Origin of the sequence: Desulfonema magnum (genome assembly GCF_017377395.1) — a bacterium.
Taxonomy (GTDB): Bacteria; Desulfobacterota; Desulfobacteria; order Desulfobacterales; family 4be13; genus Desulfonema_C; species Desulfonema_C magnum.
Window position 1 is genome coordinate 1,935,415 of record NZ_CP061800.1, and the last position, 25,156, is coordinate 1,960,570.

The window sequence follows — 25,156 nt, forward strand, 5'->3', positions numbered from 1 at the left end:
AGCTTCCTTCTGAGATGTCTGAAAGACAGCATCTCTCCATTTCCAAGTATCTGTGCAAGCTCTAATATCTCTTTTCAATCTCAGCCCAAATCTTAACCCGATTCTCATCAAGCAAAAACTCTTTGATTTCTTTAATAAAAAATTGATTTCCTGCTTGGATGCTTCCGATTATATCAATCCTTCTCAAGTCTTTATAATAAGTCCTTACAGTTCTCGGAGGCGATTTTCTGATATTATATACTCGGTCTTCTCTGGTAAATTTATATTCAGTTTCTATCTTAGGATATCCTTCTATATTACCAAAAATTTTCTTATGATTTCTATCATACGCCCCGATAAAAACCCATCCTGCTTTTTCATCTTTATTGTCAGTAATAACAGTGTATTCAGAATCCCCCGTTAAGATTGATCTGATAAAAACGTCATCGGGTATCTCCATTTCCTGGATAGCTTTTTCTTTTAATAAGTTAGCCGACTCTTTTGAATAAAATTCTCCAATATAAATTCGCCAGTACCTTCCGTCAAAATATTTTCCCTCTCCATAGTCGTTACAATATTGATTATGTAATTCAGATGATAAGCAGGAAATAAAGAGTTCTGGATACCGGGCTTTGATTCTTTCAATTTCTTTTCGGGCCAAGTCTTCATTATTGTAGGAACCAATAATAACAGCCCAATCTCCTAGCTCCAGTTGCGATAGAAATTCTGCCACAGGCTTGTCTGATACAGAATCATCAGCTTTGAAAACAGGGTGGGGAATCTTAATGGAACCGTCCTCTCTCATTCCCGATTCATTGACAGCCTTATTATTTTTTTTCTTAGGTATAGTTGTTCTTGATTCTTTTATTTTTTTTGTTGGCGGTGTTGAATCATACGAATCATCATTCGCATTAAAAATTATATAAAATCCTGGAATAAAGATCAGCAGCAATACACATCCTATAACAATCCACCAGATTTTATTAATATTTTTTATAGATGCTCTAAATCTGGATATGGACTCCCTATCCAGATGAATCGTTTTTTTTCTTAAAGGCTTACCCGTGTTAGGGCAAAAGTCTGTTCCTTCCGGGTGAAATCCTTCGGAACAATATGGGCAGCGAATACGATGAGGTGTTTGTTTTTGGGTCATCTGCTGTTTCATGTTATCTACACGGATTAGGGATAAGAAGAGGATTTCTTCACTTTTCTTTTAATCCTTTTCTTATCCCTAATCCGTGTAGCGATGCTTCCCGCCGGATGGATAAATCCAGCAGCAAATTGATAAGAAATATACTACGGATTTCAATACAATGTTCTTACATCTTTCCCTGATTGGTCTTTGATAAAACCGGAATCAGAAGGAGCAGCACTATTCCAATCCGGCGAAGACATTCCCGGCGGAAATCTGTTATTCCAAATCTCAACAGTTATCTTTATATTTGGGAATATTTCATCCCAGTTCGGAGGCGTAATGTTTGCAATGGTTGGAAATATTTTATTCCAGCTCGGGAAGCCCCCTTCTATTTTTAATTTAGGTGGAATCCAAACCACCGCAGGCGGAAAAGTCTCAGTTTTCTGAGGCCGCTTTCCTAAAGAAGTAACATTCACCTCAGCCTGGGGATGCTGCTCCCATTGCTTACCACGCTTATCTGTTACATGGATGACAGACTGAACATTTTCCATAATGGTATGCCAGCTTGGAGCAGATGTGGCGAGATTTTTGTGCAGGCTGGTGAGAAAAGCATGGGTAAATTTGCCTCCGTATTGAGAACTTGTCCAGGAATATTCCCCGGGTACGGAACCGGATGCAATGATATGACCTCTGTATTTTAAAAAGAGCTTCTGATAGTTTTCAGCTTTCGGTCTGGCCGTACCAAAATTCTGGCTGAAAATAGAATCGCTGTAACTGTTACATGAATCTGACATGGCGATAAAGAAACGTGGATTTTTCTCTCGAAGCTTGGAAACGATATCATCTAAATCCAACCTCCGATCCAGGGCCAGATAAGGCCATCTCGATTCTTTGTTTCTTGTACGACCACCATGACCAGAATAATGAAATACTGCCACATCATCCGACCCAAGGGATAATATGTCTAAAGCATTAAGCACATTGCTTTTATTCAGACGATTTCCGTAGCAAGTATCAAGATTTAATCTCATGCCTGTATGATTGGAAACAGAGTTATACAGCTCTGTCACCTTGAGCAAATCTTTCTCAGTGCCTTTACCGACTGAGCGATCATTGGTGTCTGCGGCGATCACAACATGAAGTGTGGCACTGAGAGACAAATTCGGAAAAACAGCAATCAATGTAACCATCACAAGAGATAAATAAAATCCCTTCCATTTTTTATGAAACATAATAATAGCTCCTGAATATTTAAGAATATCAATAAATTCATTTCGCCAGAGGAAACAAAGAATAAGCAAGTTCGATCAGTTCTTCTCTGACAGGATCGGAATCCTCTATCTTTTCATCATCTCCCTGGGCAAACAGCCAAAGATCGCAGGAGAATGATAAAAGAATCACGACAGCTTCCCCGCCCTTTATAAATTTCAATCCCACTTCAGGACGAAACTTACACGACTTTTCAATGCCGAAATGATAGCTGTTCTCATCAAAGATCAATGACTGGATTTTTTTTAGTTGCTCTTCGTTAAGATTTGGCCCCTGTTTTGAAATGGGAAATCCGGCTAATGCTTCTGATGAGGCTTTTTCTTGTTCGGCATTTACCCGGAAACTTTCCACACGCTCAGGGGCAGCAATTACAGAGATCATTTGGTCTCCGAGGAAATCTTTGACATCTGGTGGAACTTTGACTGTCGTCTGTATGGGAAGCGAGCAGGCCGCCACCATGAATAATACACCTAAGCCAATAAAATATTTAAACATTTGTTTATCCTCCTAAAAAAGAATTTATTGTTTTGGGAATGCCTCGGCACCCGGCAATGAATTGCCGGGCTATTTTTCTGCCTCACCCCCGGCAATGAATTGTCGGGCTATTTTCTGCCGTCCCTCCGGGACTAAAATCGCTCCCCCAAGTTGTTAATGCGTCCAATTATGTTTTACATCCCCTTACTATAATAATACTGGAGATGCCTTCTTGAAACTTCTTGTAATACCCCTTCCTGGCTAAGTTTATCCAAGTTTTGATTGAATTTTTCTATCAGCGACTTTCCATTGGGATAGGTTTTGGATATAATCAAATGCAGTGTGCTGTCCCCCAGGGATTTGTCAAGGGTGCGAAAATCTTCCTTTGTTTTGAACAGCCCCTGGACAACACTCCATCCCACAAGCTCATTGATAGGAACAATATCAACCTTTTTATCTTTCAACATGGTGAAACAGGTTTGCATATCCTTGGGTCTTTTAAGGGTTATCAAGCCTTTGTCCAAGAACTCCTGAACATCATCAAGATTGTAGCCTTCTGGTTTGCAACAGCTTAGTCCTTTCAAATCTTCTGCCTCAGCATATTCGACAGATGAATCTTTCCTGACAAAGCAGCGGGTGAGAATGGTATGTACAGGGTCAGAAAAATAGAAATCTTTCAATCTGTCCGGCTCTTTGACATAAGGAAATGTCGCTGTAAACTTTCCTTTTTTTGTGGCCTGATAACCATCTTTCCAGTCGCGGAACTTAATTATCGGATCATATCCCATTTCTTTGAATATCAGCGCTGCCATTTCCGTAATCATACCGTCTTCAGGACATTTTTCATCCGTAAAAGGAGCATATTCATTCCCGGTGACCAGCATAATTTTATTCTCTGACACTTCTGGTATTGTTAGTACCCAACCGAGCTTTAAAGCACCTTTCTTCATTATCAAATGCCTGTTAGCCTCATAAATATCACGCCACCTGTTAGGATCATTGTAGAACTTTTTAGCAATGCTCCACAGGTTATCTCCCCGCTTGACAACATACTCACTCGCTGTTGCGGGATGAGCCAGCAGTATCCACACCAGCATAACTATAAAAATTTTTATAAAATCTGACCATGTTTTCATAATGATTAATCCTCCATTAGCTGAACCAAGTCCCGGAGGGACGACCGAAAATAGCCCGGCAATTTATTGCCGGGAGGAATTTATTGCCGGGGGGGAATTTCCGGCCTTTTTCAGCGCCGCCCATGTTTCATCATCTATAAATCCGGTACGTTTTAAACGGTTTTGTCCCTGGAAGTTCTTTATGGCTATTTCAGTGTCTTCATCAAGCTTCCCGTCAACCTTGCCATTATATAGAAAGAGCTCACTCTTTAATATTTTTTGAGCATATCTCACTCTCTCATCAATCTTATCCTTATCTGCTCCGACATCTTTTTCTTCCGGAGTTTTTTCAGAAAGGGGAGGTTTTTCAGGCTCAACCTTTACTGGCCCATTGTTGTCTTTATCTTCTGGCGTTAGATAAAACGATATTCCGATAAAAAAAGCCGCCAATCCACATAATATAATAATATTTTTATATAAATTCCTCTTAATACGTTTGCCTGTGTTCGGGCAAAACTCAGTTCCCATCGGATGGGACTCAGCACAATGAGGACATTTTATGGATTGTCTTTGGCTCATCTATTTTTTACCAGTTCTCCAATTCATCTGTTCCATAGTTCGGCATTTGTCCTGCCTGATGACCTCAATATTTGACCCATTGTATTTTATGTTAAAAACATGCCACCATTTTTTGTTACAATTGGTCGGAACAGAAAATTTTTGCTTCTCACACCCATTGGTCACCAGTTCCACCGTTGCCTGTGACCTGCCGAGGGTTCCCCTTCCTGCATAGAGATAAATAGCATATTGATAAGTCCCCTTTAACTTATTGGATATGGTAACGGTTTCAGGCCCATAAGAACTTGTGTCATCAACATCCAGTTCAGCAGCTTTTGAACCATTTTTGAAGCTGGCTTTCTTATTGGAATAATAGACATGCCGGGATTTCAGAGATGAGTGCTTGGGTAAAAACAGATGAGAATCAAGATCATTCGGATTCAGCCCCCACTCCAGGATAACTCTTGCAAGTTCATTGCCAGATAATTCAGGAGACATGGTTAAAGTCACTTCTGTCACTTTCCCTTTTTCCACCTTCACATCTTTGTTTGCAGGGCAGAAGCCGGATGCGTCTAATTCGATCTTATGATTTCCCGGTTCCAATTCAGATAAGACAGCCCCCTGGATCCCGCCTGATGCATTTTGACTTGCTGAGGATATTTTTGCATTAAACGCCGACAATTTCTTTTTATTTGTGGCATTGATCGCAAATGCTTTTATCCTGCCAAATGTGGGGATAAGAGAGGCTTCTATTTCCGCTGATTCCAAAGAGGGGATATGAACACTGGCGATATGGGGTTCATATCCCTTTATGTGAAGTTCCACTTCTGTGTCACCGCTTTTAATACTATTGACAGCCGCGACATATTCCTCATTATGCCGACGAATTGATCTGGAAAACTTCTGACCGGAAGAAACAATATCCAACCTCATCTCTTTTCCGGAAAGGTCGGTGTTGAACACATTATCCCTCAGCTTAACGATCAAATCTCCCGGAGGAACCAGGAAAAACGGAATCGCCAGCATTGCAAGGGCAATGAGGGCAAGTAAAAACAGTACCACCTTGATTTTAGCATTTCCATTCATGATATTATTCTTTACGGTAAATCCTGACCCGTTATTTGCTGAAAGAAATTCTTCATTCTGTTGATGGGGATGACATATTCGACACCCGCCACTTCAACCCCCTGAACTTCACCTCTGACACCTGAAACGATAAGCCCCACCACCTTTTTCTCATTGGCAAGAAACACGGGGCCTCCGCTGTTCCCGGGATTCGGCTGCATTCCATTGGCAATGAACATATCATGGTCGGTGCTGAACTGGGCAATTCTTCCCTCATCTGACACAGATGCCTTGTCAGCAGAGGAAGCAATCCCGAGCAGCGGATAGCCTATGGTAAAAATTGCATCTCCGTCATGATCAACCTCATACTCTGCGGAATCAGCCAGTTGCAACGGGGGCAGAGAAGTATCATTAATTTTTAATATGGCAAGGTCTTCGGCCGTTCCCCGACGGGAGGTGATACCTTCAAGCGTTGCCACATGCTTCATCCCTTTGTAGTCCTGAAGGGCAAATTTTTTACATTGAGCGCCGCAGGCCGCCACATGAGCATTTGTGGCAACATACCCCGGCTGAATAACAAAGCCCGTTCCGGTACCGCACGCTTTATTATCACAACCAATGGCAACCACCAACAGTATGCTTTTCTTCGCCTCCGGCACAAATTTCGAGAGATCAACAGTGCTGATGTCATTTGGCGGACGAATTATCCAGCGAAAATGTTCCGCATCCAAAATTACAAATGTATTTAATCCGATACCAATCAGAAAAACCATAAAAAGGAAAAATTTCACCATCCCTGTGGGCTGTCCTCTGCTCATTGTCTTTTCTCCTGTTTTTTATATGAAAGTGTTAGGTGTTAGGTGTTAAGTGTTAAGAAAAATATAAGATTTTCCTGATTATAACGCTTTTTGGGGAGCGTGAGCTGCCTGTCCGGTCAGCTTTTTCCCTTTCTTATCCTCTTTCCCTGTAGTTCTCCCACCCGGCAACTACATGGAAAAAGGATAAGAAAGGGAAGGACACCGCCTTTCGGGAACACGGACATTCTCACATAAGGGCCACCCCAAAAGGCGTTATAACCAGAAATTTTCATTGTTTTGTCAAATCATGGTCGTTGTATAGGAAATTATAGAGATTTCCTTCCCGCTCCTGCGGATTAATAAATCCGGCGGCGGTTCGGATTTGTCAATCCGAACCGAGCGGGGCGGGTTTTTGTTTTTGTATAGGAAAAGTACAGGGAGGAAGGATAAGAAAAGGAAAATGCGCCTTCCCTTTCTTATCCTGTTTCCCTGTACTTTTTGCCGGGCTTCCAGCGACACAGACCGCTGTCCTGTCAACAAAATCCGTTAGAATCAGTAATGATTATGACAGCGGACATCAGCCCTCCGAGGTTTTCAAAACGGTTTAACCGAGCTTCGCCGAAGTCCTCGGAGGTCTTTCTCAGACTGACTTTTACAGTTCCCCACCGCACAAACTGCAACGTGATCCCACCGGTGTCATCCACTCATCACAATACTGACACTTAATTTGCTTACCCTCCTTTGTTTCATTTTCCACCTTATCTTCAGGAATATCGAACTCATTCTCCGGCGGCGGTTCATCCCTGTGTTCAGCATTCTCAAACTCATTCTCCGGCGGCGGTTCATCCTTGTGTTCAGCATTCTCAGCGTCCTGTTGTTGCTGCTCCTCCTCCGGTTCCGAAGTATATGATTCCGGTTTCCTTGTATCCGTTTCAGTTTCCGTTGCAGCCGCAGCATCAGCTTCCTGCTGGGAAGGATCCCAGCCGCATTCGGGACAGGGAAACTCACTCGCCTTTCCCTCAAAGCTGTAACACTGCTGGCATTCAATCGTCTCTTCATTCGGCAGGGGTTCCCGTCCGCAGTTCCAGCACAGGGGTTGGTCACTCGGGGTCTTTTTCTCACAATATTGACAAATAACATGCTCTGCAATGGTTTTCTTACAATTGACGCAGTAAATAGCACGTATATCAATGGGCTTGCCACATTCGGGACAGGGACGCTTGCGTTGCTGTTTGCCCTGCGCTTCCGGGATATTGAATCCGGGTTCCGGCGTTTCCTCCATTTCCTCATCCGGTACATCCTCTGCCCCGGAAAAAATACGCTTTCTGTCCAGAACGAGCGCATCCGGATACTTCCGTTTTTCTCCGAGCACGCTGCTCCGATCAATTACCTGAAATTTACCTGACATTTTTGTATATGGCCTGAGCGCATTTACATATTCCTGATAGGTCAGTTTCTGAGCCTTGGGCTTGTTCCGCAGTTTTATCAAGGCAGTTTCCACCTGATGACGTTCTTTGTCCGTGCGAAGCAGTTCTTTTTCCACTCTCTCGCTACGCTCGAACTCCAAAGCATGATAAAAGGTAAACCGTCCTGCCTGTGCGCTGGCTGCTTCATCATCTTCCGCAGTCGGCGGATACACATGGGTAAGGTAAAACTCGATCAGCAACAGATACACAGACAGCAGATGTCGCTGCCGAAGCTCCTCCACCACTGTTTCTGTCTGATCAGACAGCAGGTTGCGATGGGTTTCATGCTCGGGCCGCTGATCCTGATAAAGTATTTCAATCGCGGCCGCCTCGTCTCCCAGGTCTTCCTCTGTCATTTCAAAGGCCACCTCTCTTTCGTAGCTGTAGAGGTTTATCACTGTCTGACGATCTTTCCCGACCTGTTCTCGGATTTTAAACAGACCCAGCATCCGCGCCAGCACAAAGGTCCGTATGGATTCGCTGTATTTCCGGGATTCCTCGCTTGTTTTGGGAATAATTACGGAAAATACGCGTTTTCTGTTCAGAACAAGCGCATCCAGGAAACTGTGCCTTTTGCCGACAACGCTCTGAGTGATGACTTCAAATTTTCCCGCCGGCTTTGTATAAGGTTTCAGTGCGTTTGCATATTCCTCGTAGGTCAGCTTATTCCCTTTGGGTCTGTTGCCCCGAAGTTCCTGTAATGTCGCGTCTGTCTTTGCCCGTTCCTCTTTTGTGGTAATCAGTTCTTTATTAATTCTCTCCCCGCGCTCAAAATCCAGTGCCGCGTAATATGGAGAGTATCGGATAATTGACACCCCCGCAGCTTCGTCATCCTCTGTTACCGGCGGATATACATGATTGAGATAAAATTCAATCAGCAGCAGATAGACCGGCAGCAATCCCCGGCGGCGAAGCTCCTCCACCACATTTTCAACCTGATCAGATATTTTCCTGCGATGGCTTTCATGGTCAGGCTGAGTATCACGGTAGAGAATATCCACAGCCGCAAACTCATCCCCGAGGTCTTCTTCCATTGTATCAAAAGCCACTTCCTGTTCATAGCTGTAGCGATTGACAACGGTCTGATCATCAGCGACGATCTCCCGAACTTTCAGCAATCCCAGCAGACGCGCCAGCACAAAGGCCCTGATGGACTCGCTGTATTTGCGAACCTCGTCGCTTGTTTTTGGAATAATATCCTCAAATTGAAAGCGATTCTTGTCTATGTGGACATCTTCCTGATTATCAGGACTCACATCTTTGGGATTTCTGCAAAAATCCTCATAATTCTGACTTAATCCCCCGACTTCGGTCACTGACGAGGGATAAAAGGCAGTTGCCCCTCCCAGCTCATTATAAAAAATAATGGAACCCTTCTTTGTTTTGCCAATATTTTTAAACTGGGGCTGGGTGTCTCCGGTAGCCATTTTTTTCTTCAGCGTACCCTGAAACTCATTAAATCTCACCCGGTCTTCTTCGTCAATACCGATAATACACGGCTTTTGCTGCTGTCTTACCTTAAACTGAACCTGACTGACCTTGTTGTTCGGCCTTAACCAGACCTTGGCCCGTCTGTAAGCCGTTTCTATCAGGTTTTCCCGATCCCGTTTGGAACACCTTTTCTCATCCATCAGCATTTCCAGGGCTGAAGGCTGTCTGTTTTTAATGGCAAAGAAAATTCTGCATTCCTCCAGCATCTGGTCTTCGATATTTTCAATGGGCTGACTCTGGATAAGACTCAGGGCCTCGGTCACAGAGTCAACCCCGAAAATCTTTGTCAGCAGCTTGTCACTCACTTCCTTCAGGTTCTGTTTATGCTGTTCGGGTTCCCCCATCCAGATATTATACCATTCGTTTACATCGCCGTCCCGATAGAGACTCTTCAGCGTAGCAGACTCCTCTTCCCTGGAAAAGTATTCTTGCTTCTCATCGAGTATGCTCCTGAGCTTATCCATGCCGCCTGTCAGTTGGTGATATTTTGCAAGTAGCCCCTCACCGCTGGAACTGTCCTGACCCAGAAATTTGTCAATCCTTTCGCAGATCAGTTTTCCCCGTTTCATCACCTGCTTCATCACCCTGGCAAGCAGATAATTATAAAGCACACCCTCGCCCGGAACATTGGGCGGGGCAAGAATATCCATGTCCCGAGCAAGGTCTGCCTCCCGGAAGAGAAACCGGCTTTCATGTTTGCTGATATCCATTTGCAACTGATCCAACTGGTATATATAATTCTGGATTTCACCATCCCAGTAAGGAATGGCACCCTCAAAATACGGAAGATAGTTGAAGCTCTCATCTCTCAGCAGTTTTTTCAGTTCACGAAGCAAAGACAGGGCATAGGAAATGCCGTAACGCGGGTCGTTGGATAATTCACTGGCCTGTTCCTCAAGTCCCCGTTTCAGCCTTCCGAGGTAATTTTCCATATTTCTCTGAATCGTGCGAATATCCAGCCCCCATTCATCCGGATTGTCACTGTCAGCCCGGGCCAGAAACTGCTCCAATTCCTCACGGCGTGCCTGGAGCATTGCTGCTTTCTGTCCGTTTGGCTGGGCTTCTGTCTCAGTACGGATATCAAGCACCTTATTCCACAGATACCCTGGAAAGTCCTGACCGGCTTCTTTGTTATATACCAGCAGTTCTGTTTCCACATCACTCCCCTCTATGGTGCCGGCACCGTCTCTCCGGGTGTAATATCCCTGCACGAACTTGATATCGGAATGGGTCAGAAAAGATTTAAACAGAATTTCCATCGGGTCATCAACCACATGCTTCTGCCACAGATCAAGGATATTCTTTGACAGGAGACAGGCGCAGGCCCTGTGAAGCTTCTCCACGGGGAAATAGATGGCTGCCAAGCCGAATGAGCAGAACCGGGTGGTATAACTGTCGCCTCTCACGCTTCCTTTTCCGCCCTGCACTCCGACAGTTCCGCCGGCATCCCAGTAGTTATGCACGTAGGCATTGTCAATAAAGTTCTTCAGATTGACACGGATAGCCCGTTTCATCCCTGCAAAATCTCCCACGGAAAAATCCTGGAATATGATTTCAGACACCATCTGATACATGGAATATTCTTCATTGGAAGACCCGATGGCCTCATTGGCCTCGTTTTTTCCTTCCAGAAGATAGGTATAGTCAAAGGGCGGCGGAAATATCGGCTTGCTGGCACGGCCTGTCCAGTTGCCGGCAAACGAATGACCGAAAGAATAATGATTAAGCTCCTTCAGTGCGGCGTAGCCGTTGGCCTTCATCCGGCCTGCCCCTGAATAGCCGCCAAAAAAGGCAGGCATAAAGAAAACGCCTATTCTCGTGGAATCGGGAAACATGGTTTTCACCAGAAATCCCATATCCAGAAACGTGCCGCTGCCTGTGCCGCCTGCCAGTGATGAAATGACATAGATGCTCATGACATTGGGATCAAACTTAAATCCCAACTGGGAAATGACATCACGATTTCCCTCGGCGCTGAGACGGTTTTCAGCATTGGCAAGGCCCGCTTCGATATCATCGTATTTGTCGTAAAATCCCAGGCGGCTGGCCATGCGTACCTGCCCGGCACCTTCTCCCAAGTCTCCCAGATCCGCAATTTTGCCTTTGGTATGAAACCACTCCCTGATATGGGAATATGCGTTGATATTGCCAAGATACTTGCTTATACCGCCCTCGATGGTCAGATTTACTCGTTCAATGGGCTGAAACATGATCTTTTCATACAGCGGATCATCCTGCATGGTTTTGTCATACTGTTGCATGGCATTGGCTGTCATATCAGTATCCAGATGCAGGAACTGTACGCATGGAAGCGCATCAAGGCTGCCAAACCGCTCTGTAACCAGCCGCCGAAACCGTAGCAGCACTTCCTTGCCAGTACCGCCAAGCCCTATCAGCAGAGTCTTCCCGACAGGCGCATCTTCCAAAAGTTCATCTGGCAGCTTGCCGACTTTAAGAGATCCGAAATTTTCTGCCATTATCTTCTTCCCTCCTTTACTATAAAAGTGTTTTATCTTCTGGGAATTACAGGGATTTTATATAAGAAAAGTGTTTCAATCTTTTTCTTATAAATCCCTTTTTTATATAAAATCCCTGTAGTTCCTGACCGCAATGATTATGATGGGTGGGAAAAATCCGGAATCATGTAGGACAATTTTTCAAATTGTCCGAAAAACAATTTGAAAAATTGTTTTACATCCGCTGTCCGAAAGACAATTTGAAAAATTGTCTTACATCCGAACAGCCCGTCAAATTCATTGCGGTCAGCTAGTGGTTGCAGGGTGTATATCACCTGAATTTTTTTTATTTGTTCAAATATGGCGGAATTATTTTTCATCAAATTTCACGCTTTGAAATTCATAAGACAATTTATAAATCTTCCATCATTCCTATTGTTTTAGGAAGAATAACAACAAGCAAAATAAGAATACTGAGCAGGAACACTATGGGCGGATAAAACAATGACTCGGAAAATCCCAGGTACTTTCTGCTTATGTCTTCTGCTTTTCCCGATATGCTGCCAGCTATTCTGCCGATAAGATAGGGGATGATATCTATCACGGAGATAATTTGTGAAAACGCATAGGTCTATAAGTTTTGACAAATCAATTTACGCGGCATTTTCGGTAAATAAGAAAGCATTATGCACATTCATAATCTGAGTCCATGGCAGTTCAAAGGTTTGGCCCCGGGCTAATATAAAAGGACTTTTATGTGCATTTTTTGCACCTGAGATGAAAGGAACAAAATTCCTTACATTGGCCATGGCCCGAAATAATGTTTCGGTGCATTCCTGATCTCTGAAACTCTCTAACTGTCTTAGTTTTCTTTTAACAATTTTTAAAAAGTTGTCTGCCAAAGATGTTGTCCTTTTTATACCTTTTCTCCTTTTATGACAGGTATAATGGGAACCGTCTTCAATCACCTGATTCAATATTCTGCGGACCGGAGGATAACTGAATGCATCATCTTTGAGAAAACCGATTTTGCTTTTAAGATTGGCCGCTGATGTCGCACTGTCCAAAATATTCCTGAATTCCTTATAAAGCTTTCCGACTTTTTTTGAACTGCATCCTGATTCTTTCTTATATTCGGAAAGGGCTCTGCGGAATTTTCCGAGGCAGTGAAGATGGCAAAATCCGATCCACAGACGGTGGCAGACGCTCTTTAAGGCATCAGTGGCAGGCTGCCATCTGTCCTTTGTCACCCCGATAATTTTAAAATCAATCCTTTCAACAAATTTTTCAAAAGATTCCGTGAGGGTTTCCATATCCACATGATCCACATAGTCCAAATGCCACACTAAAAAATTTTCAGGATCAACCATTGCCACCGTATAGGTACGCATGCCGGATTCCTTTTCAAATCCCTCATCCTCCTGAAAATAACTGGAACCTTTTATGCCCGCACGGGTCAGAATCGTTGCAGGATGAAGTGTCCCGAACCACCGGAGCCAGTTCAGGATTGTCTGTCTGCTTTTTATCTCTGTGCCGGTGAGTTTAAAGTTTTCAAGTGCTCCCCTCAGGCTTTGTCCGAAAAGAACAATCCCTTGTACTATGCGTCCGATAATATCAATTCCGAAATGTTTTTCACGGGGTAAAAAGCTGGGAATTAAGGAAAATCTCTGGCCGCAGTCGGCACATTCAACCATCCGGATTGGAAAATTCTGTTGTTTCCCACCTTCCGTCACAGGCTTTCTTTCAGATGAGCGAAAACCTTTCAGCCTGTACTTTCCCCTGCATTTGCAGGCAGGTCTGTGGCCTGTGGCATGGGCATAGTTTTCCAGTTTGTCCACCACTTCGGAACGGAACCGTTTTTTATTTCGGACAAGAAAAAGATAGCCTGTCTTATCAGACCAGGGGAAAATATAGGTTTTATCTCCCCTGCCGGATACACAGACTCTGATTTCTGTTTCATGATTTTGGGAAAAATGTTTCTCAAATGCCTTTATCAGGGCCTCCTCAGTTTTAAATTCAATTTCTGTCTCATTCGTTTCTGATCTGGTCAGACATTTTTCTATGCTCCTCAACATATCTTCAACTGATTTCTCAAGCCTTTTGCGTTCCTGAATCAGCCGGGCCCGCCTGACACCTTTCTTGCCTCTGACCGGAACACATAAAACTATCAGCTGACCGATATACAGACTGAGCTCCTTCAGACAACCTGTCAGCAGAGAGTTAAACATCGGTACATTGTATAACAGCCTGTATATTTTTATCCATGAACGTATGCCATTCAGCATGGATTCTGTTTGGAAAAATATCTCCGGATATTGCCCCCGATTATGACAGTTCCTTCTTGCCACCCGGTTCAGTTCCTTTTCGAGCATGCTGAGAATCCTGAGAATATCTGTTAAAAGTTCGGTATTGATTAAAGAAGTTGTCTGATCAGCAACACTATTATTTTTATATGCCATTTTACCCTCCAAAATTAATTTGTTATTGGTTATGGAAGACTCTATAACATATTTTTTCAATTTGTTAAAGAAATGTCAAAACTTATAGACCTATCCGGTGAAAAAGATGATAAAGAACAGACATACAACCGAATACAGCAAAATAGGGATAAGCAATAAAATTTTGGCAAGGAAATTACGATATTTATAACTTCTCCATAACGTAGATAAAAGCCCTTTGTGAATACCGACAAATTTTAACATGCCGGATGTTTCTGTAAATGTCATATTATCCTCCTCACATTTATTGGTTATTACTATCCAATACCGCCCATTTACAAAAAGGCAAAGCAACCATTACCATATCAAGCCGTTCAGAATATGCAAATTTTACAATGAAAAAATTATAATATTGCCATTTTGCAACAGTTTGTGAAAGCATAGCACTTGCAGCCAACTCTTTAAAAAAGCCGGCATCTTTTTTCAAATTCATGTGATCTTTTATGTCGTTTGGCGGTAAATTAAAATGCATTATGCAACTAATAAATATTATTATTAAAATAATGCTGACTTTCTTCATAAGCCACCTTTGATTACAGAGAATATAACGCCACGGCTAACCAGTGCAAGAGTCGGATGACCGAGCAATTTCGTTTAGGTAGCAGGGTTATATTTTTTTCTTTCTTATTGAGATTTAAAAAATGACATTATCCTTTTTACATAATTTCTTGTTTCCTTATAAGGCGGAACTCTGTACCCATATTTTTTTACTTTACCATACCCGGCATTATAAGCGGCCAATGCCAAAGCGATATTTCCCTTTATACCCGGCTTGTTTAACTGTTGTCGCAAATAGCGTGTACCGCCGTCAAGATTCTGATACGGATCACGAGGATTCACTCCCAAATCACCGGCTGTACCGGGCATTAACTGCATAAGCCCCATAGCCCCCGCAGGAGAACGAGCTTTAGGGTTATAGTTTGATTCCTGCTTTACCACAGAATGCACCAGAACAGGATTCAGATTTTTTTCTTCGGCTTCATTCTCAATCATCTGTCTCAACGGTAAATTGTGTCTTCTTTCAGCTTTTTTGACACTTTTCAGCAATACAGAAGGCAATCGGCAAGTTGGAGAACCCGAACTTGGACGAGCCAAAGTCTTCGGACTCGGATAAGTCAGCGAAGTTTTCGGTCTTGAATAAATCTTCGGCTTTGATGAAACATAAGTTACCGGAGGAGCATCAAGGCTGAGGTTGCAAAGTTCATAAAAGCGGGAACGGATCAGTTTGTGAAGATAAGGATTCTGGTTCTTATCCCAATTTACAGGTTCCCAGTTATTCTTATAGTTACGACATGCCATGCCGAATACCTTTGGCTTTGCACGTCCGTTCTCAACTATTAAGGTATAGTAATATCGGCATAATTTTCCTTCCTCGGAGCAGGTCATAAAAACAGCCAGATTTCGTTCAATATGGGGCTGATCTTGGTCGCTCCATCTCGCAACCTGACCGTCGAGAAGTTTTTCTTCGAGGAGGAAATTGACATCATTGGTTAATCTGCCCTCCAAAGTATCCAAGTGCGAGCAACTGACACACATGACAACAAGCAACATCAAAAAGAAAAAACAAACTGACTTCATACTGATCACTCTGAAACTCCTGCCGCGAAATTTAGAAATAGAATGCCCCGGTATGCACATCCAGTTTTTTATTTCCCTTCTTATGCCCCCAAAGCGTTGCCTTACGATAACGCCTGCCCTTTTTGTCTTTATAAACAACGCTGATGGGTTTTATGGTGAATTTGTGACCAGTTTTCGGATTAGTCCAATTGGAGACTTTGTTTATCGGAGTTCTCTGCAAGGCTATCATAAGTTCTTTCTGGTCTGACTGATCCATATAGTGACCTACCGCACCGCCTATCAAAGCTCCGGCAACAGCGCCGCCAAACATGGCTTTTATCCGAGTATCCCTGTCTTTGTCTTTCGTAGCAAGATAAGCTGCTCCGACACCGGTAGCCATTCCAGCAAATATGCCCATTTGCTTCTTGGTACATGCTGATATCAGCAATGGAAACAAAACAGCAATTATCGTTATTCTTTTCAGAATCACAACAACCCCCGTCGCTATATGAAAATATATAAGGCTGTAATAAGCGGATGTTTGAAAGTGTTGCTCAACGCTGCCCTCGGCAACACTTTCAAACATCTGCTTCATTTAACAAGAATTGATTTTCATTTAGCCGGGATGACCCCATCCTTATTAAATATCAATCAATCCTGACTAAATGCAATCTGTGTAGTTCCGACAAAACATGCCACCCTGTAAGCCTTCTAAGTATAAGCCGTATCTTTTTTCAGCAGAATAACCGCCAGCCATATAAGCCATATAGCGCCGAAAAAAACAAAAACCCATTTGGCCCAGTAGTAGCGAAATCCTATCTCAAAGATCAGGTAAGTGCTTATGGATAACCATGCCATGCTGTAAAGTAAAAACATAGACCAAAACAGGTTTTTGCAATATCCGGGAGAGTAATATCTTAGCAGGACATGGGGATAAACCAATTTATAGAAAATAAACCAGAGTATGACAAAGCCGAGAATAAAAAGACCTCCCCTGAGAAAATAATTCTTGGCCCCGCCTGTATCCGAAATTTCTGTGCCCTGCGCCAGCACATAACTTTGCATGGAATCGGACATGTCAAATGTCCCCATACACACAAGATAAAATATAAAAAAGAAAAATATCCACCGCTTCATATTCCCATCCTTTCTTCTGTTTTGTTTGAAAAAAACTTCCCGGCTCCTTCTATATACCTGTTATTTGAGAAGGGCTAAAATGTAATTTTAACGCTGTGTGCAACTTATAAAGCCACGAAGGCACAAAGGCACGAAGTCCCACGAAGGCTCTTTGTGGTTCTTTGTGTCGGCTTTATTTTAAAAAAGTTGCACACGGCATATTTTAGCACTTCTTCTTTATCTGACCGGCGGCTTTCCGAATTTTCTGCCGCCTCCGCCTCCTGATGGTGGGGGAGAACTCGGAGTCGGCCCCCCTGAGCCTGGTGGACGAGGGGACGGACTCTGCCCAGGGCCGGGCCGTGGGCCGGGGCCTGGTCTAGGGCCGGGGCCTGGCCCGGAACCTTCCGCGGGAGGGGTCTGACTCCCTCCTGTCTTTACAGTCCCGCCGCCTAACGGCTCAATAAACAAAACAATACTTTTGTTTTGCATTGTAATATCATACTTCCCGGACTCAGAACGAGGTTTCACAGTCAGCCCCGCAACCCCGCTCATGGGCGAGAAAGTATAATCCTTTCCAAAACCCCGCCTGACGACTCCCAGTATTTTCCCGTCATCTGTGACGCTGTGGCTGCCAAAAGGTCTGAACGGTATAAGGCTTGTTTTCTGATCCACCTTGATTCGGCATTGCTGCTTCTGAAGCAGAAACCACACGAGAAAACCGAGGGGCAATAATAGCACAAGCATAAGTATAAGCAGAAAGATACCTTTGCCGCTTCCGGTTTCCAAATAAAATTTTTGTCTGACGATACGGGGCTTTACGGTTATCTCCTTGATATCCTGAACATCAAAAACAGAAGATGCCTGATCTATTCCGAAAATTCCCGCGAGATAGCTACGTTCCAGTTTCAGTTTTACATTGTATAAGGAAAACCTTACCTTCCCATTATACCTGACTCGCATTCCAAAGGCTGACTTAATGAAAGCGACAATGCCGCTACGGTTCAGTGAAATGGTAATAGGTTCTTTTGAAGAGATAATCTTCGTTACCCGCTGGGTTTCTCCCGGGGAAATGGGGCCGCTAATCAGATTGCGCTCAACCTTTCTAAAACGGCTTGAACGAATACTTTTGACACCAAACTCTTTCCTAGCTTTTGCATCAGGTGTGAAAGGGCCTTCAACCTCAATTTTATATTTCGCACACTCTTCCTCATCGCATCTGACAGTATGCTGAGTCAAATTACTGCGAATTTCTCCTTCAAGGCGTAAGCGCACTTTCTGACTTTCTAAAAATAAGCCTCCCTTACTTTTCTTATCATCAACTAAAACTTTTATGGCACCCTGCAACTCAAGCGGCTTGACAGACAGGTCTTTTAGTTTTAAATGCTCATGTCCAGCGAACAACTCTTTTAACTTGACAAATTTTTCATCAAAATATTCAATGACATGGGTATCAACAACATCAGGAGATACCAGAATGCCGTATATCGCCAAGTTGGAATCCTGGCCTTTTTCCACATCCTCAAAAGGATATTTATAAAGATGGACAGATTTATATTCATATCTGTCTCTTAATGTTTTGAAAAAGCTAAGGATATCCTGATGAGAATCTGTCCCTTCCCGTTCAATGATATTATCCGTGATGAGCCATACCACACCCTCAAATCCGTTTACAAATTTTTCAAGATTTTCTGTGAGGTAGGTGTGCATACCATACCTGAACTGCTCGCCGCGTTTCAGCGTTTCAAATGCCTGGACAATTTTTTCATGATTAATATCTTCGCGGGAAGTGGGCGGGAGGATTTCGGTGAGTTCATGTTCGGTAAACACAGTTAAGGACACGGATTTCCCGTTGAGTTCCCCCTGGGAAAAAATGAGCTTGTTCAGCCATTCCCTGAATTCGGGATATTCGTGAAAAAAGCCAACGCCTAAGTGTGATCTTCTCGTGCCGCCCTCAAGACGGTATCCGGGGTGCATGCTGCCGGAATTATCATACAGAATACGGATATCAAGATAGTCACTATCCGTTATTTTTGCATCCGTATCAGTTGAAATCACAAAGAGACTGCACCATAACAAAACCAAAAGCATGCCCTGTCTTTTCATATTTATTCCCTCCTTGAATTTGTGATTTTTACTTTTCCCAAAGGAGTGCTAAAATTTCATTTCAGCATAGCGCATCCCGGGGGAGTGTGAGGTTTCTCGGAAATTCTATCATACTGTTTTTAAAGATATTTTCATTTTTCAAAAATAATGTTTCAACCCGTTTGTAAGAGACATATCTTATTTCGGACAGCATCCGAATTTTTCCCTTTATAATTTGTGTAATAAATGTTATCAGGATATGACAACCAAAAAAACTTTGACACATATTATGAAAGGAGACATTATTATGATGACACACACCGAATATTCCGAACATCTCGGAAACCACCTCGTCCTTTTCGAGGACAATGGCGAATTCGCAAAGACGATGTAAAATTACCGTCGGGAGCTGCTTATCCTGGCGGAGCTTAATCTCGACCCGGTCATTTCGGTTCTCGGGGAGATTTATTCTCCGGCGGTGCGGAGAACTCCGAAGGACCCCGTGTGCATGCTGAGATCGCTGCTCCTTATGACACTCCGGGGAGAATCCTCGGTCACAAAATGGGTCGGAGCGACCCGTTCCTCCTCGGTTCCGGCTGTCCTCGCAGGCTTCGGCCCGGATGATACGCCGGGAATCGGAACGTACTATGATTATTTCGACCGTCTCGCTGACGGTCCTTACCGCCGGCCGTGCGACCATGTCACCCGGGAGAGCGATTCTGTCAGACAGAGGCATGTCAGAAGTCTCCCGGCTGAGAAGGAGGCAAAGAAAAAAGCTGCGGAGGATGATCTCAGTCCGCATCAGACAAAATCGGAGAAGCTGGCCGAAGAGCTTCTCGCCGATGCGGAGAATCCCCGTCCCGACAACTTTCGCAGAATCCTTGAAGACCTCCTCTTCTTCGCCGGAATCATTCCTTCCGTGGAAGAGGGACTCCTCACACATTTGGAAAACTTCGCCGTTTCCGGCGACGGATCCGTCCTTGAAACAGCGGCCTCGCCGAACGGAAAACCAATCTGCTCCTGCCGTTCCGGGGGAATTTACAACTGCGAATGCCCCCGGTTATACACATCTCCGACAGCGGTGTGGTGCTACGATGCGGCGCATAACCGTTATGTCTTCGGCGACCGGTATTATCACCTCGTCGTCACGGAGAACGGCCACGACTTCCCGCTTCTCATTGTCATGCCGGGCGGGAATGAGAGCGATTACACGCTTTCTCTCACAGCCTTCGACCGCCTCTTAAAAGCCGCACAGGAGAACGGCGCGGATATCAATGTGAGTTATTTCATGGGCGACGGGCATCACGACTCCTATGCCCATTACAATTACTTCGCCGAAAAGGACGTCATTCCGGTGATTCCTCTTTCGGGAAACAGCAAAAATGCGTATTCCGACCCGGCCCGGAACGGAGATGTCCGCCTCAGCGAGGACGGAACGCCGATCTGTCCCGGAGGAATGCCGATGCGGCGTCAGGGATTCGACAAAAATAAAAATGTGAACATCTTCTCATGCCCGGTGAAACGGGGCACGCACCGGGACGGAAAATATGTTTATGTCACGCATGAGGAGGAATGCCCGCTGAAAAAGGACTGCGCCCCGGACAGCCCGGCCGGCCCCTTTGTCCGCATAAAGCCGGACGACGATCCACGGCTCTTTCCTCCGCTTCCCCGGAACACACCTAAATTCAAGGAGCTTGCGAATCAGCGGAGCGCATCGGAACGGTGCAATTTCTTTTACGACGCATGCGGTGTCGAAGGATCGTCACGGAGTCCTGTCAGATCGCTGATCCGCCTCACATTCGCGGGCATCGCCCAGCATGCCCTGAACCGCCATGCGGAGAGGGCAAAGGGTCTCTCAGATGCGGAATATTTCGCACGGACCGTCGCAAAGCTCCGTGCGAAGGCCGCCGCCGCCCCCGGTTTCGCAAAGCTCTGTGCGAAGGCCGCGACAGCACACCTTAATTAAACTTCGAAAAACGCCGATCTCACGGAATTCGGCGGAATTTCTCCGCCCCCGCGGAACAGGGGCGCACAGGAGAGGTGTTTTCTTTTTCCGCCATTTTTTCACTTTCCCTCAGAATGTTCCTCCGGAGCGTCCGTCCTTCCCCCGTCATGAAGAGACAAATCCTATAACTTCCTGTATGTCGGCCTCCCGACCCCGACTTTAAGAGAATAATCCCTTATCTCTCTCTCGGATATTATATCCGAGAGACCTCAGTGTGTGCTAAAATTTCATTTCACCTGATGATCAAAGTTTTTTGATCCTATCTGATCGGACAACCTGTCATTCCTGCGAAAGCAGGAATCCATTTTGGGCCGATGCCACGGTTCCGGGGGCCGTGGATTCCTGCTTTCGCAGGAATGACAGAAAAAAAACTTGATCATTGAGTTTCAGCACTCCTTCGAATTTGTGGCTTTGATCTTCGTTTCTGCCGTGCCGCCGAACTCCGCTCCCGACGGATTGACAAATCCGGCGGCGGGCCCGGAATTCCCAATTCAAGCCTTGTCGCCTAACTCTGCTCCCGACGGATTGACAAATCCGGCGGCGGGCTTGGATTTGTCAATCCAAGCCGAGCGGGGCGGCCCAAACGCTCCCGGCGGATTGACAAATCCGACGGGAGGCTCGGAATTCCCAATTCAAGCCGTGCCGCCACACTCCGCTCCTGGCGGATTGACAAATCCGGCGGGCGGGCTTGGATTTACCAATCCAAGCCGAGCGGGGCGGCCCAAACGAAAATTTCATTTCTGCACTCCCTTGAAATGAATGCCAAAAATAGCAAAGATTCTTATCACAGCCTGCATATTTTTACAAGCCCTTTGTCATTTCCGGCCATAAGGATATTTCGGGACGCTGCAAGGGCTGTTATCTGATCTGTTGGGTGATCAGACACATCCCACACCGCAGGCATTTCCGGGTTTCGAATATCATACAAATGGACATTTCCATCTCCCATTCCCACGATCACAGCGAAATCTTTTAAAACCAGGGGGTTGCCCCTGATTTTCTGTCCGCTTTGGAATTCTGCCTGTCTGTTTATTCTTTTAAAGAACAGCCCTTTTGAGTTGTTGACAATCGGTTCAGTAATACCGGCCATGACAAAGTCTTGTACGTTTTTACAAAGTAAGGCATTAATTTCACCCGTGGCAGCATCCACACGGCAAAGGGTCTCATCTTTTTTGAAAACAACAAATAGGCTTGCCCCGATAATGGCGATGGGAATAACCTTTCTGAATTTGGACGGTGCTTTTTTGACGGGCAGAGTGACCAGTTCCGCATCTGAGCCTGTTATATTATCTATGCAATGCAGTTCCACTTCCTCGGAACCATTGGCAGAAAAAAAATAAACTTTTTTGTTCTTAGCAGTAAAATGAGCAGCCATTGAACTTAAATGTGATCCGCTGTGGAGTGTTGCGGGAGAACCGGGGTGATCTGTCTCAATATCACTGATCATACAAATTTCATGGTGCCGATCCGGATATGCCAGCGTAAAAAGGAGTCTGTTTTCCACAGGTAATAATGACCGGATGGGCGTGGCGTTCACTGGCACTGTCCAGCGAGGCTCAACTGCGGAGGTGTCGGAAAACAGCTTTCCCAGGGAATATGCCTGAAGGCTTTTTTCTGCTCCGATATAGAGCGAGCCATGATTCAGAGCAGGGACAGAATACACTTTTCCGCCCACATTAAACGAAGTGAGTTCCTTAAACGGAACTTGGGAGATATCAACGACCTTCACCTCTCCGCCCTGGGAAATGGCAAACAGATAATTGTCATAAACCAGGAGACTTTTGCACCGGTCAGGAAGCCGAAAATTTTCTTCATGTTCGGGTCTGATCTCTGGAAATTTTTTGGTGATCACAAACCGGTTCACTCCGAGACCCTGGGCGCTTTGTTTGAACATGGGCCAATCTGCATCTGAATCGGGCAGGGGAGTGCCGCATTCCCGGCAGTGAACAGCAAAAACACGGTTTGATGTCGCACACTTTCTGCAAATTTTTAACTGACGCTCGCACTTCTGGCAGCGAGTCCTGCCGCCTGCAATGTCAGCCTTGCAATCCAAATAAGGACAACGCAAGAGTTCACCTCCTTCAGTTTAAAAGTTTCAAACGCTTTCCGTCTTTAGGACAAAAGGGTTTCTCTGGTTTAAATTTTCTTTTGCATTTAGGACATATCGCCAGCCCTTTGTCTGAAACAGGGGCAGCGTCTTTTACAGGTGTGCCGCATAACGGACAATAGGGATGATTCAAAGAAACCAGCAGGAAACAACTCGGGCAAAGTTTTCCCTCCGGACGCAGGACTTTTGCCCTGACAGGAATCTTCTGAGCATCATCCCGGGAGGGATCATTGTTACGGATAATTATCTCTCCTCCAAACTGCTGCTCTGTTTCAATGTCTTCCCTGGAATTAAGGGTAAAGTATATGTCCGCATCGCTTCCGGGTGAAAGATCAAAGGATTGGGGCGCTTTGAGCCGTAACTTGTCGGAATCTGATCGCATGTCCACGATTAAAACGCCGTCTCCTTTGTTGGAGATATTAAAATGCCCTTTGGCTGTGGTGCCGCCTACGATTTCTCCCATGTCAATTTCTTGTGTGTCTGCTTCAAAGCTGGGCGCTGTCCGTTGAAATTTTACATAAAATTCTTGTTCATATCCTGACGAATCCTGAACAATAATTCCCGGGCCGTCGTGTGTGACAAGCCTGCTGCCGGAAAGCGGGACATCTTCCAGTTTTGCTTCCACTGTATGCCCTTTCACGACGACACTAAGATTTTCCTCTAAACCGGGGAGCGGCTTTGCTTTGAGGTACAGTTCCCGGTCATCAGTGGCTTTGAATGTTGTTGACCGGGTCGGGGTGTCTTTTACATTGACAGTCCCGAAGTCAAGCGATTCCGGATCGCATTCAATGCCGATGATGTCTGTTTCCACAGGGATATGCACTGGCTCCTGATTTCCGTTCAGAAGCGTTAGTTCCAGATTTGTGGTCTGCCTGCCAGTGCCTGAACCCTGATCCGCACGAATTGTCACTTGTAAGGATTTTTCCCCTGGTTTTTGTCCTTTTATGGCAGGTATCTGAAAAGACTCGGGCAGGGTGATCCATTGGCTCTGGCTTTTGACAGAAACTTGGGCAGGTGTCTTTCCCCAGTTTGAGACGGGGATATCTGCGGTATAAGTCCGGTTGGGTATGATTTCAATAGATTCCGGTTTTTTGGGAACAATATAAGCGTCTTGGATTTCCTGGACGCATTGAAATTCAAGTTCGAGTTTTTTATATTTTTTACGCACATCATTGGAGCGACAGATAATACGCCCGCTGTGAGTTCCCAGGAAATTGAGGGAGGGAACCGGTCTGATGATGGTGATGGCGGTCTCCCCGGGGCTGATCTGAAACGCTGTCTCTTTTCGGGAGGTTTTCACATTAAGCACGTCTGCTGTCAGCCATTCGGGACAGTCTTCAAACTTTACTTTTAATGCCTCTTTTCCGCAGTTCTCTATGGAAAGGCGGTACGCAGATATTTCGCCTTTGTCCGTGGGATTGATACTGCCGAAATCATGAATGTCCGATTCTGCTTTGCCGTTAAAATCAAATTTGCCATAAGCCAGATGCGTATGGGTCTTTATGTTTATGTGCAGGGGAAATTCTTTTTCTGTTCCTGACGGAGTTTTTGCTTTTATCAGGAGGGGGCATGTCAGTTCCCGGGATTTTATTTCCTCTCCGTGTTCCTCCCCGTGGAAAAATAATTCCAGGTCTGTCCGGTCTCCGCCGGCCCTGAGATGAGGGGAGCGGCATTTGTATTTCAGCCAGTCTTTGCCGCCTTCTATGGCAAGTGTGAGAGGAGTTTGTCCGAGGTTTGCAATGGTCAGCAGCTCACTGGTGTCACCGATTGCAGGAACAGAACCAAAATCCAGTGTCCGTTCATCATTGAGATATGCCGCACCACTGGCCTCAAAGGAGAGATGAGGGGTTTTTACAGCCGTTACCCACACTTTGGTCTGATCTCTTGGTTCTCCGATAAAAAAGCTTTTTAATTCGGAAAATTCATCATGGGTCAGCGGTTCCATTTTCGGAAAGTTCATCACGACTTGACAGCTCCGTTTTTCGA

19 protein-coding genes are annotated in these 25,156 nt (G+C 44.9%); 1 reads left to right on the forward strand and 18 read right to left on the reverse strand.

The genetic code is table 11. From position 1 onward, the window contains the following. Nucleotides 1-61 precede the first annotated feature (61 nt). The 16 genes from dnm_RS07855 to dnm_RS07930 form a co-directional block, all read right to left on the reverse strand. Nucleotides 62-1,132 (reverse strand): SPOR domain-containing protein, encoded by a 1,071-nt coding sequence (locus tag dnm_RS07855; protein ID WP_207682122.1) that lies wholly within the window; start codon nucleotides 1,130-1,132, stop codon nucleotides 62-64. A 152-nt stretch (nucleotides 1,133-1,284) separates the two neighbouring features. Further along, nucleotides 1,285-2,346 (reverse strand): caspase family protein, encoded by a 1,062-nt coding sequence (locus dnm_RS07860; RefSeq protein WP_207682123.1) that lies wholly within the window; start codon nucleotides 2,344-2,346, stop codon nucleotides 1,285-1,287. A 37-nt stretch (nucleotides 2,347-2,383) separates the two neighbouring features. Continuing rightward, nucleotides 2,384-2,878 (reverse strand): hypothetical protein, encoded by a 495-nt coding sequence (locus tag dnm_RS07865; protein ID WP_207682124.1) that lies wholly within the window; start codon nucleotides 2,876-2,878, stop codon nucleotides 2,384-2,386. A gap of 173 nt (nucleotides 2,879-3,051) precedes the next feature. Beyond that, nucleotides 3,052-3,993 carry a transporter substrate-binding domain-containing protein gene (locus tag dnm_RS07870; RefSeq protein WP_207682125.1) on the reverse strand — a complete coding sequence of 314 codons (942 nt, stop codon included), beginning with the start codon at nucleotides 3,991-3,993 and terminating at the stop codon, nucleotides 3,052-3,054. Nucleotides 3,994-4,056: 63 nt separating this feature from the next. Beyond that, the gene (locus dnm_RS07875; protein ID WP_207682126.1) at nucleotides 4,057-4,500 is read right to left on the reverse strand and encodes a peptidoglycan-binding domain-containing protein; all 444 of its coding nucleotides are present in this window, start codon (nucleotides 4,498-4,500) and stop codon (nucleotides 4,057-4,059) included. Nucleotides 4,501-4,551: 51 nt separating this feature from the next. Further along, nucleotides 4,552-5,616 carry a YfaP family protein gene (locus dnm_RS07880; RefSeq protein WP_207682127.1) on the reverse strand — a complete coding sequence of 355 codons (1,065 nt, stop codon included), beginning with the start codon at nucleotides 5,614-5,616 and terminating at the stop codon, nucleotides 4,552-4,554. A gap of 11 nt (nucleotides 5,617-5,627) precedes the next feature. Further along, nucleotides 5,628-6,413: a S1C family serine protease gene (locus tag dnm_RS07885; protein ID WP_207682128.1), complete on the reverse strand. Its 786-nt coding sequence runs from the start codon at nucleotides 6,411-6,413 to the stop codon at nucleotides 5,628-5,630. Between the two features lie 631 nt (nucleotides 6,414-7,044). Beyond that, nucleotides 7,045-11,826 (reverse strand): tubulin-like doman-containing protein, encoded by a 4,782-nt coding sequence (locus dnm_RS07890; RefSeq protein WP_207682129.1) that lies wholly within the window; start codon nucleotides 11,824-11,826, stop codon nucleotides 7,045-7,047. A gap of 391 nt (nucleotides 11,827-12,217) precedes the next feature. After that, nucleotides 12,218-12,409, reverse strand: a complete 192-nt coding sequence (locus tag dnm_RS07895; protein ID WP_207682130.1) for a hypothetical protein — start codon at nucleotides 12,407-12,409, stop codon at nucleotides 12,218-12,220. Between the two features lie 49 nt (nucleotides 12,410-12,458). Beyond that, nucleotides 12,459-14,264, reverse strand: coding sequence for a hypothetical protein (locus dnm_RS07900; protein WP_207682131.1), 1,806 nt, complete (start codon nucleotides 14,262-14,264; stop codon nucleotides 12,459-12,461). A 90-nt stretch (nucleotides 14,265-14,354) separates the two neighbouring features. Next, nucleotides 14,355-14,531: a hypothetical protein gene (locus dnm_RS07905; RefSeq protein WP_207682132.1), complete on the reverse strand. Its 177-nt coding sequence runs from the start codon at nucleotides 14,529-14,531 to the stop codon at nucleotides 14,355-14,357. Nucleotides 14,532-14,547: 16 nt separating this feature from the next. Further along, nucleotides 14,548-14,823: a hypothetical protein gene (locus tag dnm_RS07910; RefSeq protein ID WP_207682133.1), complete on the reverse strand. Its 276-nt coding sequence runs from the start codon at nucleotides 14,821-14,823 to the stop codon at nucleotides 14,548-14,550. A 104-nt stretch (nucleotides 14,824-14,927) separates the two neighbouring features. Further along, a complete protein-coding gene (locus tag dnm_RS07915; RefSeq protein ID WP_246556347.1) occupies nucleotides 14,928-15,881 on the reverse strand; it encodes a lytic transglycosylase domain-containing protein in 954 nt (317 codons plus the stop codon). Nucleotides 15,882-15,912: 31 nt separating this feature from the next. Then, complete coding sequence (locus dnm_RS07920) at nucleotides 15,913-16,446, reverse strand: hypothetical protein (RefSeq protein ID WP_207682135.1); 534 nt, start codon at nucleotides 16,444-16,446, stop codon at nucleotides 15,913-15,915. 125 nt (nucleotides 16,447-16,571) lie between these two features. Further along, complete coding sequence (locus tag dnm_RS07925) at nucleotides 16,572-16,997, reverse strand: hypothetical protein (protein WP_207682136.1); 426 nt, start codon at nucleotides 16,995-16,997, stop codon at nucleotides 16,572-16,574. A 216-nt stretch (nucleotides 16,998-17,213) separates the two neighbouring features. After that, nucleotides 17,214-19,079 carry a hypothetical protein gene (locus dnm_RS07930; RefSeq protein ID WP_207682137.1) on the reverse strand — a complete coding sequence of 622 codons (1,866 nt, stop codon included), beginning with the start codon at nucleotides 19,077-19,079 and terminating at the stop codon, nucleotides 17,214-17,216. 487 nt (nucleotides 19,080-19,566) lie between these two features. On the opposite strand from dnm_RS07930, the gene dnm_RS07935 reads away from it, so the two are divergent. Beyond that, a complete protein-coding gene (locus dnm_RS07935) occupies nucleotides 19,567-21,024 on the forward strand; it encodes a hypothetical protein (protein ID WP_207682138.1) in 1,458 nt (485 codons plus the stop codon). A gap of 823 nt (nucleotides 21,025-21,847) precedes the next feature. On the opposite strand, the gene dnm_RS07940 is transcribed toward dnm_RS07935, so the two are convergent. Together dnm_RS07940 and dnm_RS07945 are read right to left on the reverse strand one after the other, a co-directional pair. After that, nucleotides 21,848-23,131: a hypothetical protein gene (locus tag dnm_RS07940; RefSeq protein ID WP_207682139.1), complete on the reverse strand. Its 1,284-nt coding sequence runs from the start codon at nucleotides 23,129-23,131 to the stop codon at nucleotides 21,848-21,850. A gap of 13 nt (nucleotides 23,132-23,144) precedes the next feature. After that, nucleotides 23,145-25,130, reverse strand: a complete 1,986-nt coding sequence (locus dnm_RS07945) for a zinc ribbon domain-containing protein (RefSeq protein WP_207682140.1) — start codon at nucleotides 25,128-25,130, stop codon at nucleotides 23,145-23,147. Between the last annotated feature and the right edge of the window lie 26 nt (nucleotides 25,131-25,156).